The sequence below is a fragment of the Campylobacter concisus genome (genome assembly GCF_002165815.1).
Taxonomy (GTDB): Bacteria; Campylobacterota; Campylobacteria; order Campylobacterales; family Campylobacteraceae; genus Campylobacter_A; species Campylobacter_A concisus_BH.
This window is the reverse complement of sequence record NZ_NDYN01000007.1, coordinates 46040-61868: the sequence shown is the minus strand read 5'-3', so window position 1 is coordinate 61868 and position 15829 is coordinate 46040. Positions and strand designations below refer to the sequence as shown.

The window sequence follows — 15829 nt, the reverse complement described above, 5'->3', positions numbered from 1 at the left end:
ATAGTAAGATCGAGCAAAATGCGAAATTTACACATTCTTATTTTCAAGGTGTAATTGTTGAGATAGGAAATTTAAGGCATTTTCAAACGTTTATCCCAGCTCAAGATAAGAATAAAATTTACAAATCAGACAAGAAGCTTTGTGAGCTTGCGAGCTTGAGTGAGATATATAAATTTAGCTACGAAGACATCGTTAAAAGAGCAAAAACAATAGATACAATATGGTTTAATGAAAGAAATTTGCCTAACTCATTTTACGAAGTCGAGCATAGCACGGACTTTAAAAACTCACTAAATAAATTTTACGAGCTTCAAGACTTTAATGCTAGGATGTTTATAGTCGCAGAAAAAATGAGACAAAGAGAGTATGAGAGTGTTTTAAGAGCTAGTATCTACGAACAGATAGCTCAAAAGGTGAAATTTGCTAGTTATGAAGATATATCAAGGCAGCTTGAAAGAGAGAGCGAGCAAGCATTCATAAAAATGGGGATTTAATGGGCGAATTTGAAGTTGAGATAACTGAAATTTTAAGCAAAAAGATAAAACTTAAAGCAAAAGATCAGCGTGAGGCGTGTAAGATCGCTAAAATGGCTTATGAAAATTGCGAGATCGTGCTTGGAGCTGATGATTTTACAGAGGTGAAATTTAATACCATTTCCACAAATAAGCCAAAAGAAAAAGGTAAAAAATGAATAATATAACTCCTTTTGATGATTTTATGGCAAGTTTAAAAGAGACAAATGCCACACTTGGCTACTTTTGTGATTTTAAAAAATGTTCTAAGAACCTTACAGAGGTCGCTATCAAACTTAATGCTTTAAATTCCTTGCTTGGCTCAAAAGATTTGAAAACAGATATTTTCAGAGCGAAACCTTTCTGAGATTAAATTCGCAAAATTTGTTCCACTGCGGTTTTTTCTAGCATTTGTGTCAAGTCCAACCTCTACGCCAAACACATAATCACATAAATTTTTAATTTTTCTATCCTTAAAAATTTCATCAAGCCCAGTCTCTAAAAGAAAGTTGTAAATTTTCTCTGGCTCATCAAAATAACTCTTTAGCTCAAGTAGATTACCGCTCAAACTCACAACTTTTCTACTACTTTCCCTAACGGCGATTAATAAATTTAGCACCTCAAAACAGCTTCGATATTCTCTAAAAAGTGTGGAAATATCTGCTTTCAAGCTGAAGTATCAAGCTCAAATTTCCGTTTAAATTTAGGTAGCGATGTGAAGAGATTTGACTTTGTGGTTTGGAGACAAAATATCACTTATCTAATTGAAGCAAATTTTTATAGTGGTGGTGGCTCAAAATTAAACGAAGTAGCAAGAGCATATATCGAAATAGCCAAAAAGATATCGTGTTTGCCAGAGTATAAATTTATCTGGATCACTGATGGCTGGGGTTGGCACGATGCTAGAAATAAGTTACAAGAGGCTTATAAGAGTGTGAGAATTTATAACCTTGCGAAATTATACCTTTTTATGAATGAGCTTAAAAATGCGTAACGATTTTAAGCTCATAAATGGCGACTGCTTTAACGAATTAGCTAAATTTAAAGACGAGTTTGATCTTATCTTCGCGGATCCACCATATTTTCTTTCGAATGGCGGACTTAGTATTCAAAGCGGACAGATAGTTAGTGTAAATAAAGGCAAGTGGGATGAGGGCACAAATATCGATGAGATTGATGAATTTAACCTAAAATGGCTCAATCTTGCTAAGCGATCACTTAGTGGCAATGGCAGTATAATGATAAGTGGAACATATCACAACATATTTTCTATCGGTAGGGCACTTCAAAAGCTTGATTATAAAATTTTAAATATCATCACATGGCAAAAGACTAATCCTCCGCCAAATTTTAGCTGCAGGTATCTAACACATAGCACTGAGCAGATCATTTGGGCTAGAAAAGATGAGAAACATAAGCACATCTTTAACTATGAGCTTATGAAGCGGATAAATGGCGATAAGCAGATGAAAGATGTGTGGAGTTTTGCTGCGATAGCTCCTTGGGAGAAAGCATGCGGTAAGCACCCTACGCAAAAACCACTTTCACTTTTGATAAGGCTTATCTTGATGGCAAGTAACGAAAATAGCGTCATTTGTGATCCATTTGCAGGCTCAGCAACAACTGGCATAGCTGCAAATTTGTTAGGTAGAAATTTTGTAGGCATTGAAAAAGAGCAAGAATTTATAGATATTGCACTTAAGCGAAAGGCTGAACTAGAAGCAAATTTTATAAAATTTAGAGATAAATTTAGTGATATAAAAATGCTTGAGAGCTTAAAATTTGGTTAGATTCAATGGATTTGTGTAAGGTTTTGTCGAGGAAATGCTTAATTATTTAAAAAAAGATAGGGGCTATTTTATCGCTCTTGCCGCCTTTAAAGCACTTGCAAATGCAAAATGCAAGTTATATCCACCAAGCATACCAGTGATATCTAAAACTTCACCTACAAAATAAAGCCCTTTTACGCTTTTGCTCTCTAAATTTTCATCTAAAAAATTAGTTTTCACGCCACCTTTTGTAACTTCAGCCCTTTCAAAGCCAAATGTCCCAGCTGGAGCAAAATGATATGCAAAAAGACTTTTTATGATATTTTTTTCATCATCATTAAATTCATAAAACGCTCTATCTTTTAAACCAAAATTTCTTAAAAACTCCAGTACAAATCTCTTTGGCAAAGGCAAAACTGAGCTAAGCTGTTTTTTACCATTTACTAAATTTTTCTCACTAAATTTAGGCAAAAAATTTATGCAAATTCGACCTTTTTGCCAAAAGAGTGAGGCATTTAGTATCGCTGGACCACTTATGCCTCTATGTGTAAAAAGAACATCGCCACTAAATTTATAGCTTTCGATTTTGGTATTTATCACTACATCAGCGCTTAGACTAACGCCGCTAAGCTCTTTAAACCAAAACTCATCTTTTTGCACGCTAAAGCCAACAAGAGCAGGAGTGGTAGGCGAGAGCTCAATGCCAAATTCGCTAGCTATCTTGTAGCCAACATCGCTTGCGCCAAGGGCTTTGTAGCTTAGTCCGCCACTTGCGATGACTAAATTTTTGGCTCTAAATTTCTCATCTCTCGTTGAAATTTCAAAAATTTCATCTACTTTTTTAGAGCCGATAACCTCTTTGTTGTAAAAAATATCTGCATTTTGCCTTTTTAAAAGCAGGCTCAAAACGCTCTTTGCACCGCTATCACAGAAAAATTGATTTTGCTTTTGCTCACTAAATTTAAGCTCACTAAAAAATTTCAAAACCTGATCAGGGTTTAGTATTTTTAAAATTTGCTCTATAAATTTTTGCTCGCCAAGGTAGTTTTTAGCGCTTACGAAGCGGTTTGTGATGTTGCATCTGCCGCCACCACTTGCTAAGATCTTTTTACCAGCGCTGCTGTTTTTTTCTAAAATGGCAACCTTTTTGCCTTTTAAATTTGCCCCTAAAAAGAGCCCGCTAGCGCCAGCACCAACGATGACGACGTCGTAGATCAAAACTTCAAGCTCTCTTTTAAAGCCGCCTCGCTTGTTAGGCGGGAGTCAAATTTGATCACTTGATTTTTCTCGTTTTTGTAATAATCCACCACGCCTTTTTGGCTGTTTAGAAGCTCTAAATTTAAGCTCGCTTCTGGGCTTAGGTAGATATTTTTAAAGATTCTTGGATCGCTCAGGATAAAGAGCAAAACAAGCCAGATCACGCAAAGTACCACGCAGACGATGGCAAGCACTTTAAAGTTAAAGGTGTGCATGATGTATCCGCCAAACGCGCCCCCAACGAAGCTTCCAAAGTAGCCAAATGAGTTAAAGATGCCAAGAGCGGTGCCTTTTTGTGAGGATTTTACAAATTTTGTCGCGGTTGATTGCATGATTGGCTCGTGAAGGTTAAAACCTACAAAAAATATCGCGATGCCAACCACAAAGATAAATTTCGTAAAGCTAAAGGTAAAAATGGCGTAGGTTAGGGCAAAAAGCAGCGTGCCAGCTATCAAGATGACCTTGCTAAGCCCCTTGCCATCGCCCAGCGCGCCAGCTAGCCCCATAGCCAAAAAGCCAAGCACGGCGCCAAGCGTATAGACCTTGTAAAGCTCGCCACTCTCGTAGCCATACTCTTTTACTAAAACGATAGGGATAACCAAAAATGCAATGCTTGTGAGCATCTTTTGCATGAAAGAGGTGAAATTTATGATCATGTAGTCTTTTTGTAAAAATAGCTTGCCAAATGGCACCTTTTCGGCCTTTGCGCTCACTTTTATCTCTTTTGGCACGACGGTGTAGAGTAGCACGACGCAAAGTAGGCTAAGTGCGGCACTAAAGTAAAAGAGGCTTGAAAGCCCGTAGTCTTTGGCAAGAAGCGGACCAAGCACCATCGAAAGCGTGAAGCTAAGCCCTATAAAAGCGCCCATGATCGCCATGGCTTTTGAGCGGTTTTCCTCAGCTACAAAGTCGCTTATCATCGCTGTTGCCACCGCTCCCACAGCTCCCACACCTTGTAAAAATCTACCAAAAAGCATCGTGTAAATTTCATTTGCCAGCGCGCAGACGATAGAGCCAACCACAAAGATCAAAAGCCCGATGGTTAGCGCTTTTTTGCGGCCGATCTTATCTGAAAGAGCGCCAAAAGGCACTTGAAATATCATCTGTGAGATCGCATAGACGCCTACTATTAGCCCAACTAAAAATTCGTTTGCGCCCTCTAAATTTAGGGCATAAAGGCTAAGCACCGGTAGGACTATAAAAAGTCCAAAAAATCTGCTAGCTACAATAAAAGATAGTGGCAAAACGCTTTTTAACATAAATTTTCCCTTATTTTTAAAAGGACTAAGTTTATCATTTTAATACTAATTTAAATTTAAAAATTTAATCTACTTTTTTGTAAAATACGCCCAAAAATCAAGGAGTTTTGCGATGAAAATCGTGCTTGCGACATCAAATTTAGACAAAGTAAAAGAGATAAAAGAGTTTTTAAAAGGCTATGAAATTTACGCACTAAGCGAGGTTGTGAAGCCGTTTGAGATCGTTGAAGATGGTAGCACTTTTCAGCAAAATGCGCTCATAAAGTCAAGAGCCGTCTTTGCAAAGCTTAAAGAACAGGGGCTTGAGGGCGAATTTGTCTCACTTAGCGATGATAGTGGCATCAGTGTGGATGCGCTTGGTGGTGAGCCAGGGATCTACTCAGCGCGCTACTTTGACCTTGATGAAAATGGCGAAGTGTGTGGCAAGAACGCAAATGACGCAAACAATAGAGCAAAGCTAATTAGCAAGCTAAAGGCGCTAAATTTAAAGAGCTCACTAGCTCATTACACCGCTTGTATCGCCATTAGCTCAAAGTTTGGCGACTTTACTACGCATGGCTTTATGTATGGCGAGGCGATAAACGAGGAGCGTGGCACAAACGGCTTTGGCTACGATGCACTCTTTATCCCAGATGGCTTTAACAAGACGCTTGGCGAGCTAGATAACGAGACAAAGCTTAAAATTTCTCATCGCTCAAAAGGGCTTGAACTTGCAAATTTCGTACTAAAGAGCCTAAAGAAAAACTTTAGTTAAGCTCCTTTAGCCCTTTGCTGGCTCGCTCCAAAAGGCCCAGCGCGCGAGGGTTTTGCTCCTTGCCTTTTAAAATTTCAAGTACTTCTTTGTAGTTTTTGGCAGCTTCGTCCTTTTGCTCAAGCTTTGCTAGGTCGTTAGCGACTTCTATTAACAGCTCTGATCGCACAAGCTCGTTGCCACTTAGCTCTGGCGTGGTATCAAGCAAATTTAACGCTAAAATGTGCTTGTCGTAGGCTTTCGCAAAGTCATTTTTCATGTAGTAGGTGCTGCCGATGGACTTTATGCAAAGCAGCCTGTCGCGCATTGGGGTATTTGGCGTGACGTCATAAATTTTTTGAGCTTCTTGAAAATTAGCAAGCGCCTCGTCATATTTGCCTAGCGCCTTTTTTGCTGCGCCTATGTTTTGATAAGAGCGCGCTAGCAGCAGTTTGTCGCTAACGTTTGCCGCAAGCTCTATGGCTTTCTGTGAGAGCTCTAACGCCTTTTGTGGCTCTTTATTTACCATGCAAATGCTAGCGCCATTTATGAGCGAAGTGATCGCCTGCTCGGTGTTGCCCTCTTTTAAGCAGACATCAGTCGCTTGCTCGGCTAAATTTATGGCTCTCTCCAAATTTCTATCGCTTTTATAAAACTCATTCACGCTCTCTTGCACCAGCTCGTCGCAGCTACTTGCAAAGAGGCAAATAGGCGCTAAGAATGGTAAAATTTTCTTCATCTAATTTGGCTCATTTTACCTTTTGAAGCTAGAAATTTATATTAACTTTGATAAAATCACTAAAATTTTAAGGAGCCAAAAATGTCAAATATCTTAATCATTGGAGCAGGCGGCGTTAGCCAAGTCGCAACCGTAAAATGTGCGATGAACTCGGACGTTTTTACAAATATCACCCTTGCAAGCCGCACAAAAAGCAAGTGCGATGCGATCGCTAAATTTATAAAAGATCGCCTTGGCGTGCAGATAAACACCGCGCAGATCGACGCTGACGACACAGCGGCCGTGGTGGAGCTCATCAAACAAACAAAGGCTGATCTGCTTCTAAACGTCGCGCTGCCGTATCAAGACCTAACCCTTATGGACGCTTGCGTAAAGGCTGGCATACCTTACATCGACACCGCAAACTACGAGCACCCAGACACCGCAAAATTTGAGTATAAGCTTCAGTGGGCGAAGGATGGTGACTTCAAAAACGCTGGCACCATGGCGCTTCTTGGTTCTGGCTTTGACCCAGGCGTGACAAACGTATTTTGCGCCTATGCACAGCAAAATTTATTTGATGAGATCCACGAGATCGACATCCTAGACTGCAACGCTGGCGATCACGGATATCCATTTGCGACAAATTTCAACCCAGAGATAAATTTACGTGAAGTTAGCGCAAATGGCCGTTACTGGGAGGCTGGCAAGTGGATCGAGACAAAGCCGATGCAGATCATGTTTAAGTGGGACTACCCAAAAGTAGGCGTCAAAGATAGCTATCTACTCTATCACGAGGAGCTAGAAAGCCTAGTTAAAAACATCAAAGGGCTAAAGAGAATTCGCTTTTTTATGACCTTTGGACAAAGCTATCTAGCCCACATGAAGTGCCTAGAAAACGTGGGAATGCTACGTATCGACGAGGTCGAGCATAACGGCGTAAAAATCGTGCCGATCCAGTTTTTAAAGACGCTTCTACCTGACCCTGCAAGCCTTGGCCCTCGCACAAAAGGCAAAACAAACATCGGCTGCGTAATACGTGGGCTAAAAGATGGCAAAGAGCGCCAAGTCTATATCTACAACGTCTGCGACCACGAGGCTTGCTACGCCGAGACAGGCGCGCAGGCTGTTAGCTACACCACAGGCGTGCCAGCGATGATAGGCTCGCTAATGGTCGCAAAGGGCATCTGGAGCGGCAAAGGTGTCTTTAATATGGAAAATTTCGACGCAAAACCTTTCATGGACGAGCTAAATAAGCAGGGGTTGCCGTGGGAGGTAATCGAAATGAAGCCAGGCGAGAGATACGAAGTTTAAAATTTAGACTCTTTAGGCTTGTCTTTTTCTACTTATACTTCGTTGAAATTCGATTTTTAATGCTCACGTATTACATATACGCTCCGCTTAAAAATCGAATTTCGCCTTGTCTAAGCGAAAAATACTTCACCTAAATTTATTAAATTTAACCACTAAATTTTATCTCTCCTTTTTGGTTGCAAGCTATTTTTCACAACTCTTTTACAAATTTTCAAATATAATAAAGCCAAAATTTAAAAGGAAATTTCGGTGCTAACGATAGAAAATTTATATATTTTGGTGGCAGCTCTTGCGCTTGTTTGTGTGATGCTAACAGCTTTTTTGATAAATGCAAATTTGAAAAATGCAAAACAAAGAGAAGCTTTAGAAAATTTACAAGATGAGCTAAAAGATAGCGAGCGGCTAAATATCGAGCAAAGAGCAAAGCTTGAAGCAAGTAGCGACAAGATAAATGAGCTAGCTAAAAATTTAGACGAGTATAAAATTTCGCTCAAGCAAAAAGATGAAAAAGAGGACGAGCTAGAGCGCGAGCTAAGGCGCCTAAACGAGGAGCTTGGCAGTCAGACAAAGATGGCTGAGATGGCAAGGTCGCTATCTTTAAATTTACAAAGCGAGCTTAGCGCAAAAGAGGATGAACTAAAAAGATCAAACGAGAGCGAAAACGAGCTAAAACGCGCTATCGTTGCTCTAAAAAGCGAGATCGAGGCCAAAGAAAACATCCTAAGATCGCAAGAAGAGAATTTAAAAAAGGTAAAAAACGAGCTAAATTTAGAGTTCGCAAACCTTGCAAATAAGATATTTGAAGAAAAAAGTGCAAATTTCTCAAAAAACAGCAAAGAGTCGCTTGAGCTCTTGCTAACGCCACTTGGAGAGAAGATAATAAGCTTTGAAAAGAGAGTAAATGACGCCCACAGCGACTCGCAAAAGAGCGCAGGCGAGCTTAGCGCGCAGCTAAAAGAGGTGGTCGAGCTTGGCAAAAATATGTCAAAAGAGGCAAACTCGCTAAGCACGGCGCTAAAAGGCAGCAACAAGGTCCTTGGTAACTGGGGTGAGATGCAGCTTGAGCGCACACTGGAGGCTGCTGGGCTAGAAAAGGGCACGCACTACACTACGCAAGAGAGTTTTGACGTGAGTGGCAAAAAGCTCATACCTGACTTTGTCATAAATTTCCCAGACGACAAACAGATGATAATAGACAGCAAAGTCTCACTCCACGCCTACGAAAAGGCAGTCGCTGCGGCTGACCCGGCGCAGAGCAAGCTAGCCCTTAGCGAGCACATCGCTTCGATAAAAAAGCACATCGACGAGCTAGCTAAAAAAGACTACTCATCGCTTGTGAAAAGCCCTGATTTTGTGCTGATGTTTGTGCCAGTTGAGCCGGCATTTTTGGAGGCTTTGAAATTTGATCCAAATTTATTTAACTACGGCTATGAGAAAAAAGTGGTGCTAGTCTCGCACACGACGCTCATGCCGCTACTTCGCGTGGTGGCAAATTTATGGCGCATGGAGCATGGCAACAAAGAGGCAAAAGAGATCTTAAAGAGTGCAAATGAAATTTATGAGAAATTTTGCACCGTCGCTGAGAAGCTAAATAGGCTTGGAAACTCGGTGAGATCGGTAAATGATAACTTCAATGAGGTCGTTAAAAGCGTGAGTGGTCAAGGTGGGCTTGATAGCAGGCTGGAGAAATTTAAAAAGATCGCTATAAATCCCAAAGATACGCAGATAAAAGAGCTTGAAGCAAGACCTAGAGAGATCTTGCTAGCTAGCTCTAAAGAGTAAATTTAGAAATTTAGAGCAAAGGTTTTTTAGCAGGCGCTAAAGAGCCTTTAAATTTAGTGATGCATATGCATATTAGTTGAGTTATCATCACTCATCTGTTGCATATCCATCATCATCTTGTGGTGATCATGCATCGGCATATCTGCTGGCATGTTCATTGGCATGTTCATCTGCATATCCATCGCGCCATCATTAGCCTTATAGCCTGTTATAGTAGGATCAACCATACCAAATATCATCGCGACGTGTCCGACGATCAAGAAGAAGATAAGCAGGCAAAAGTGAAGCTTTAGCTTTGCCTTTTGGCTTGCGTTTTTATAGATCAAATTTAGCTCTAAAAGGGCGATGCCAAGAAGTGGGATGACGCCGATGAGATATGAGTAGATAGCGATGACATCGGCATATCCGCGCCATTTTATGGTTGGATAAATTTTTGCTATAAAGTAGATCACAAGAGCTGTAAAATAGACCCCAAGCACTATGCCAACAAATTTGCTAACGGCCTTAAAGCCAGCATTTTTGCCGCTATCCATGTGATACATCGTGAAAAACTCCATCGCGACTAAAAGCTCCGCAAGCCCCATAGGTATCACCATGTAGAGGATTAGATTGTATGGTTGATTGAGCGATAAAAGCTCCATGTAGTGTGTCATTACCATTGTAAATCCTTTGTAAAAATTTAAAGGAATTTACTACCAAAGGGTTAAGATAGTTATAAAATATTGAGAATAGTTGTGAGATCTAAGCGAATGTTAAATTTACTCCTAGCTTGGCTAAGAGTAAATTTAAGCTAGTCTTTAAACTCGTGTGAGATGACTGGGGAGAATTCCTCCCAGTGAAGCTTGGTTTTAATAGTTGGCATCTTGCTTTGAAATGGCTCTTTTTTAAGCGCTGCCATAGCGACGCTATCGCCTTGTGGCTTGGCTGGTGCTTCTAGGCTTAAAACAGCTCTTTCAAGCTCGATGAAGTCTTTTAAAATGATCGCATATGAGCGGAAGAAATTTGCATTTTTATGAGCCAAAAGTAGCGAGCCAAACTCATCTATAAATAAATTTAAAGTCTCGCCAAAGAGCTTGTCGCTGATATTTTTTGCGCCGTTAAATTCGTCATTTAAAAATGTTGCCATCGCCAAAAATATAAAGCCAACATAGTCCTCGCTATCCTTGCAAAGCTCCTTATCACGCCTATATGGGCTAAGCTTTAGGCAGTGTATCACCCTAAGTCTAGCCGCGCCGTTATCTCTACCCTCTTCATAAAATGAGGCGCTTAAAGGGATATTTGTAAAGCCAAAAAGAACGTCATTTTGCTCGCTTGTAAGCTCATCAAAGCTAAATTTATCTAAATTTGCAAACGCCTCTGCACTTTGCTCGCTCAAAGGATTTTGCGCTAGGTAGCTAAGCTGCTCTTTCCATCTAGCAAACCCCTCATCGCTCGTGTGAAAAAAGAGTGGATATGCTAAAAATTCGTAAAAATATGACCTTGCTTTTATGATGTTTTTATCCATTTAATAAATCCTCTTTCATCGCATTTAGTTGGGCTTGCACCATGATCTTTGCCTTGCAGTCAGCGCAGCAGTAGAGTGACTTGATCTTGGCTCTGTCGTTGCCAAAACGTGGTTGCATGATCGATGCGATCTTCTCAACCGCCTTTTTAGTCGCAAACTCTTTTCCGCACTCCACGCAGGCAAATAGCTCGTCATGCGCAAGCTCGCTATAAACGAAAAATTCAGGCTTAAGAGCGATCTTGCCGACCTCAAGTGAGATGGTATTTTTCTCAGCGCAGCTTAGCTCGCAGTAGCCGCAGGCGGTGCAAACGCTTGGGTTAAATAAAATAGAATTTGTCTTCTTGTCAGCCACCAAAGCACTTACGTTACAAGCTCCAACACAGCTAAGGCAGAGCGTACAGGTATCAGCATTTATCGTGACTTCGCCATATCTTATCATCTCGCCGCTTTTTACGACGCCAAGATCACTCTCTCCTACGATAAACTCAAGCCTTTTGGCAAAAATTTCTCTCTTTGGCAGCGCGTATTCGTTGATAGAGTGCTGTGAGCCATCAATTAGTTTAGCCTTTTTTAGCGCACTCTCAAGGCTAGCCTTGTCTTTTGCGTGGTAGATCGCACTCTCTTTAAATTTAAGCTCATAAATTTGATTTAATATGCTAATGGCGTCTTTTTCGCCCTTGCCAAGGCTCTTGCTATATAAAATCACACTCGAGCCACTCTCTTGAAGAAGTGTCAAAAAGTGCGTTTGGCTTAAAAAATGAGCGGCTGAGATGGCGAAAGGCAGGACATTTTCTGGTAGGCTCACATTTAGCTCATCTAGGCTCATCTCCTCAGGCACGATGAGTGGGATCTTGCCCTTGTAAAGCTTAGCGATAGTGGCAAATGAGCTTTGTGGCATTAGCGTGTAGTCGAGCGCGCCACTAGGGCAGACGCTGACGCAGTTTCCGCAGTTTGTGCAATCTATCTGTGAAAAGACGAGGTGCTTTGTCTCGTCCTCTTTTAAGATAGCAACCGTTGGGCAAACCTCGGCGCAACGACCGCAAATTTCAGTCCTTCGCTCGTGATACTGACAGATTGATGAGTCGTATTGAATAAAGCTTTTGTATCTAAATTTTGGACTTTTTGCATTTAAAATTTCAACCACTTTTTCATCTTTTAGCCCTGAAATTTCGTAGCAGCCGCTTTGCTTTAGCATATAGTCCCTTGCGTTTTCAACTAAGAAAAAGTCGCAATCAACCTCAAATTCATCATTTGCTCTAAGCACCAAAACGCTTAGCTCGCCAGCTGCGCCATATATAAATTTAACCTCAAAGTGCGTGAGCTCGATCACTTTGTAGCCATTTTCTTTTAGTAAATTTGCTAGCTCTTCGCGGCCTGAGTTGCTTACTATCACAACATTTTTGCCGACTTCTTTTTCGTAATCCACATCCTTTGCCATGTCAAAGGCGCTAGCTCTTGCCTCGTAGAGTAAAAGTGTGTTTTTGGCTTTTTCTAAGACGCTTGCAGTGGTATTTTTAAGGTAGAAATTTATCTCAGGTGCGATGATGCTTGCTTTTAGTTTTGGAGAGTTTGAGACTAGATAGTCGCCATTTTCGTTGTTGATCTCTATCTGCTCATTTAGCATCAAAGCATCGTCAAAATCGTTATAAAAGCCAAATTCTTTCATTGTTTCTCCTATTATCAAAAACGGGCTTATTCTAATATTAATGGGATTAATAGACTCTGAAATTTATATCCTCCTTTTTGCTCTAAGTTTTAATTTATAATATTTTTATGTTAAAATCACGCCTTGGTAAAACTAACTTACTAGGAGCGCAAATTGAACGATTTAAGAAATATCCCACAAGTTGATAAGATCATAAAAAACGAAGCATTTTTGGGGCTTGATACGAGTTTAGTCACTATGCTTGCAAGGCAAATTTTAGATGAGGTTAGAGCTAAAATTTTAAATGAAAATGCAAGCTTTAGTGGCGAAGAGATAATAAATTTGATCCTAGATGAGTATTATAAATTTAATGAAGCTAGCCTTCAAAGAGTGCTAAATTTAACCGGTGTCACCATACATACAAACCTCGCTAGAAGCGTTATCGATAAAGAAATTTTAAAGCGAGCAACGCCTGTTATCACAGGATACTCAAACCTTGAATACAACCTAAAAACAGGCAGCCGCGGCAATAGATACGACTACGTTGGCTCGCTAATAGCAAGAGCCTTTGGTTTTGAGGACGCCATCGTTGTAAATAACAACGCAAGCGCTGTATTTTTGGTGCTAAACACCTTTGCAAAGGGCAGGGAGGTTGTCGTTAGTAGAGGCGAGCTTGTCGAGATCGGCGGTAGTTTTAGAGTGCCAGAGGTGATGGCAAATGCAGGTTGTATCTTAAAAGAGGTCGGCACTACAAACAAAACTAGGCTAAGAGACTACGAAGAGGCGATCAGTGACGAAACGGCGATGCTTGTAAAGGTTCATCGCTCAAATTTTGACATCGTTGGCTTTAGCGAAGAGACCACGGCAAATGAGCTAAGCGAGCTAGCAAGCAGACAAAATTTGATAGATTATTTTGATCTTGGCAGTGGATTTTACGGAAATTTGCCATTTAACTTAGACAAAAACGAGCCAGATCTAAAAAATTTAAAAGATGTTTCGCTAGTTAGCTTTAGCGGCGATAAGCTGCTTGGTGCGGTGCAGTGTGGCATAATTGTCGGCAAAAAAGAGCTCATCGCAAAGCTTAGAAAAAACCAGCTTTTAAGGATGCTTCGCGTCGATAAAGTGATCATCTCGCTTTTGGCCGAGAGCATAAAAGCCTATCTAAACAAAGAATTTGAGCTAATCACAACACAAAAACTGCTTCACAAAAGTGTAAAAGAGCTTGAAGGCTTAGCAAATTTTATAAATAAAAGCCTAAAAACTCCGCTTGAAATAGTGCGTACTTCGACCTTTGTAGGAGGCGGGGCTATGCCAAATAAAAAGATCCCAAGCGTGGCACTTGCGCTTAGTGGCGACGCAAATTTAAATGAGCTAAAATTTAGGCAAAAAAAGGTGATCGGACGCATAGAAAACGATAAATTTATGCTAGATCTTAGATCGCTTCTTGATGATGACGTAGAGACGCTAATAAAAATAATAAATGAAACGGAAGAAAAATGAGTTTAATAATAGGAACAGCAGGACATATCGACCACGGAAAAACCGCGCTTATAAAGGAGCTAAACGGCTTTGAGGGGGATAATCTTGAGGAGGAGAAAAAGCGTGGCATAACGATCGATCTAAGCTTTTCAAATTTAAGCAAAAATGATGAAAATATCGCGTTTATCGACGTGCCAGGGCATGAAAATCTCATAAAAACGATGATAAGTGGCGCGTATGGCTTTGACGCGTGCTTGTTTGTGGTGGCGGCAAATGACGGGCTTATGCCTCAAAGCTTGGAGCACCTTGAAATTTTAAATCTCCTTGGCGTGAAATCTGTGATCGTTGCGCTTACAAAGTGCGATCTCGTGGATGAGGCCACCATAAATTTAAGAAAAAAAGAGATAAGAGATGAAATTTCTAAATTTAAAAACCTGCAAATTTTAGAAATTTTTGCCGTTAGCATAAAGGATAAGGCGAGCATCGATGAGCTTAGAAACTACCTCTTTACACTAAGGGCAAAAAAGCGCGATGAGGAGGGTGTTTTTAGATACTACATTGATAGGGTGTTTAGCCTAAAAGGTATCGGAAATGTCGTAACTGGCACCGTTATAGAGGGAAGTGTTAGTAAAAACGAGAAGCTTTTTAACTACGACGCTGGCAAAGAGGTGCTAGTAAGAAGCGTGCAAAGCCACGATAAATTCGTTGATAGTGCTGGAGTTAGCAGCCGCGTGGCGCTTAATCTAACTGGCATAGAGCTTAGTGAGCTAAAAAAGGGGCAGCTACTTAGCAAAAAGGGCTTTTTTAGGGGATTTAGAGAGGTTGATGCGGTCGTAACTGCTAAGAATTTGATACATTCACAAAGCGTGACATTTTGCGTGGGCGCTAAAAACGTGCCCGCAAAGGTACTAATACTAAGCCAAAAAGATGATAGCTACTTTGTGAGCTTTAAATTTCAAAGCGATATGTTTTTGAAATTTGACGAGGCCTTTGTTCTCATATCAGACGCGCGCGTGATAGGTGGTGGTAGGGTGCTAAACCCAGTGCTTGAGCCACTAAAAAGGGCTGGCAAAATTCTCTTTTTAGCCTCGCTTTTAAAGCATGATTTTGTTGAAGCTTTTTCTATCTTAAAAGAGGCTCACAAAAATGGCTTTGGCATCATCTCTTCTTATCAGAGATTTGGTCTAAATCACGAAGAAGCCGTAGCCGTGGCCAAAAAAGTCTCAAATGTCTTTGTTGATGAAAAGGCTTTAAATATCTACGATCTAAGCGCGGTTGAGCGGATAAAATCAGCCATTAAATTTATGATAGAAAAGAATGAATTCGCTGTCTTTTCAGCTCAAAGTATCAGCCTAAAACTTGCTTGGGCTAGCCAAAATTTAGCCCAAAAAGCGCTTGACGAGCTTGAAAGTGCAAATTTGATCGCCAAAGATAGCGGTGTCTATACCAAAAAAGGCGTTGATCTTAGCAAGCTAAAAGTAAGGCTTGAAGAGAAAATTTATGAAATTTTAGAAAGTGGCAAGCTAGCCCCAACAGCGCCATATAATATATATGATGATTTAGAGATCGATAGGGTTAGTGGCGACAATGCCCTTAAAAAGCTAACCGCAATGGGCAGGGTCATAAGGCTAGAGCATAACCTTTTCATCACCAGAAATTCACTAAAAATGGCACTTGATAAGCTAAGAGAGATCATAAAAAATCAAGGCTTTGTAAATGTCACAAACGCGAAGGATGCGCTAAATTTAAGTAGAAAATATATAATCGCCTACCTTGAGCAGCTCGATCTTGAGAGTGACATAATGAAGCAAGGAAATGATAGGGTTTTTCGCAGTTAGTATTCATTTACAAAAAGCAAAT

16 protein-coding genes and 1 pseudogene are annotated in these 15829 nt (G+C 40.5%); 10 read left to right on the top strand and 7 right to left on the bottom strand.

Annotated features, from left to right (window positions below; genetic code table 11):
• Positions 1-155: 155 nt before the first annotated feature.
• Genes B9N65_RS11300 through B9N65_RS08075 form a run of 3 tightly spaced genes read left to right on the top strand, consistent with a single transcriptional unit; the run spans position 156 to position 879 of the window.
• A complete protein-coding gene (locus B9N65_RS11300) occupies positions 156-494 on the top strand; it encodes a hypothetical protein (protein WP_257640050.1) in 339 nt (112 codons plus the stop codon).
• On the top strand, positions 494-691 hold the full coding sequence (locus tag B9N65_RS08080) for a DpnD/PcfM family protein (protein ID WP_087583511.1): 198 nt from the start codon (positions 494-496) through the stop codon (positions 689-691). The genes B9N65_RS11300 and B9N65_RS08080 overlap by 1 nt, the downstream gene beginning before the upstream one ends.
• Positions 688-879 carry a DpnII family type II restriction endonuclease gene (locus tag B9N65_RS08075; RefSeq protein ID WP_087583510.1) on the top strand — a complete coding sequence of 64 codons (192 nt, stop codon included), beginning with the start codon at positions 688-690 and terminating at the stop codon, positions 877-879. Before B9N65_RS08080 ends, B9N65_RS08075 begins: the two co-directional genes overlap by 4 nt.
• Here B9N65_RS08075 and B9N65_RS08070 read toward each other — a convergent pair.
• The gene (locus B9N65_RS08070) at positions 835-1131 is read right to left on the bottom strand and encodes a type II restriction endonuclease (RefSeq protein ID WP_257640049.1); all 297 of its coding nucleotides are present in this window, start codon (positions 1129-1131) and stop codon (positions 835-837) included. The two genes, B9N65_RS08075 and B9N65_RS08070, sit on opposite strands and share 45 nt — an antisense overlap.
• 87 nt (positions 1132-1218) lie before the next feature.
• Between B9N65_RS08070 and B9N65_RS08065 the strand changes: the two are divergent.
• Positions 1219-1506 (top strand): annotated as a pseudogene (locus tag B9N65_RS08065) (DpnII family type II restriction endonuclease); the annotation flags it as partial.
• Positions 1499-2302 carry a DNA-methyltransferase gene (locus B9N65_RS08060; protein WP_257640048.1) on the top strand — a complete coding sequence of 268 codons (804 nt, stop codon included), beginning with the start codon at positions 1499-1501 and terminating at the stop codon, positions 2300-2302. The pseudogene B9N65_RS08065 and the gene B9N65_RS08060, both read left to right, overlap by 8 nt.
• A 63-nt stretch (positions 2303-2365) precedes the next feature.
• On the opposite strand, the gene B9N65_RS08055 is transcribed toward B9N65_RS08060, so the two are convergent.
• Positions 2366-3499, bottom strand: coding sequence for an NAD(P)/FAD-dependent oxidoreductase (locus B9N65_RS08055; protein ID WP_087583506.1), 1134 nt, complete (start codon positions 3497-3499; stop codon positions 2366-2368).
• Positions 3496-4797, bottom strand: coding sequence for an MFS transporter (locus B9N65_RS08050; RefSeq protein WP_087583505.1), 1302 nt, complete (start codon positions 4795-4797; stop codon positions 3496-3498). The genes B9N65_RS08055 and B9N65_RS08050 overlap by 4 nt, the downstream gene beginning before the upstream one ends.
• A gap of 112 nt (positions 4798-4909) precedes the next feature.
• Here B9N65_RS08050 and B9N65_RS08045 point away from each other — a divergent pair, with 112 nt between their 5' ends.
• Positions 4910-5551: a non-canonical purine NTP pyrophosphatase gene (locus B9N65_RS08045; protein ID WP_087583504.1), complete on the top strand. Its 642-nt coding sequence runs from the start codon at positions 4910-4912 to the stop codon at positions 5549-5551.
• On the opposite strand, the gene B9N65_RS08040 is transcribed toward B9N65_RS08045, so the two are convergent.
• Positions 5544-6266: a tetratricopeptide repeat protein gene (locus tag B9N65_RS08040; protein ID WP_087583503.1), complete on the bottom strand. Its 723-nt coding sequence runs from the start codon at positions 6264-6266 to the stop codon at positions 5544-5546. The two genes, B9N65_RS08045 and B9N65_RS08040, sit on opposite strands and share 8 nt — an antisense overlap.
• A gap of 81 nt (positions 6267-6347) precedes the next feature.
• Here B9N65_RS08040 and B9N65_RS08035 point away from each other — a divergent pair, with 81 nt between their 5' ends.
• Together B9N65_RS08035 and rmuC are read left to right on the top strand one after the other, a co-directional pair.
• Positions 6348-7559, top strand: a complete 1212-nt coding sequence (locus B9N65_RS08035) for a saccharopine dehydrogenase family protein (RefSeq protein ID WP_087583502.1) — start codon at positions 6348-6350, stop codon at positions 7557-7559.
• 249 nt (positions 7560-7808) lie between these two features.
• Entirely contained in the window at positions 7809-9341 is a 1533-nt protein-coding gene (gene rmuC, locus B9N65_RS08030) for a DNA recombination protein RmuC (protein ID WP_087583501.1), read from the top strand.
• A 53-nt stretch (positions 9342-9394) separates the two neighbouring features.
• On the opposite strand, the gene B9N65_RS08025 is transcribed toward rmuC, so the two are convergent.
• The 3 genes from B9N65_RS08025 to B9N65_RS08015 all read right to left on the bottom strand — a co-directional run bounded on the left by B9N65_RS08025 (position 9395) and on the right by B9N65_RS08015 (position 12511).
• Positions 9395-10000: a DUF6803 family protein gene (locus B9N65_RS08025; protein WP_087583500.1), complete on the bottom strand. Its 606-nt coding sequence runs from the start codon at positions 9998-10000 to the stop codon at positions 9395-9397.
• A gap of 131 nt (positions 10001-10131) precedes the next feature.
• A complete protein-coding gene (locus tag B9N65_RS08020) occupies positions 10132-10845 on the bottom strand; it encodes a TorD/DmsD family molecular chaperone (protein ID WP_087583499.1) in 714 nt (237 codons plus the stop codon).
• Positions 10838-12511 carry a 4Fe-4S binding protein gene (locus tag B9N65_RS08015; RefSeq protein ID WP_087583498.1) on the bottom strand — a complete coding sequence of 558 codons (1674 nt, stop codon included), beginning with the start codon at positions 12509-12511 and terminating at the stop codon, positions 10838-10840. The genes B9N65_RS08020 and B9N65_RS08015 overlap by 8 nt, the downstream gene beginning before the upstream one ends.
• A 153-nt stretch (positions 12512-12664) precedes the next feature.
• On the opposite strand from B9N65_RS08015, the gene selA reads away from it, so the two are divergent.
• Both selA and selB read left to right on the top strand, forming a co-directional pair.
• A complete protein-coding gene (selA, locus tag B9N65_RS08010) occupies positions 12665-13990 on the top strand; it encodes an L-seryl-tRNA(Sec) selenium transferase (RefSeq protein WP_087583497.1) in 1326 nt (441 codons plus the stop codon).
• Positions 13987-15807, top strand: a complete 1821-nt coding sequence (gene selB, locus B9N65_RS08005) for a selenocysteine-specific translation elongation factor (protein WP_087583496.1) — start codon at positions 13987-13989, stop codon at positions 15805-15807. Before selA ends, selB begins: the two co-directional genes overlap by 4 nt.
• The last annotated feature ends 22 nt before the right edge of the window (positions 15808-15829 follow it).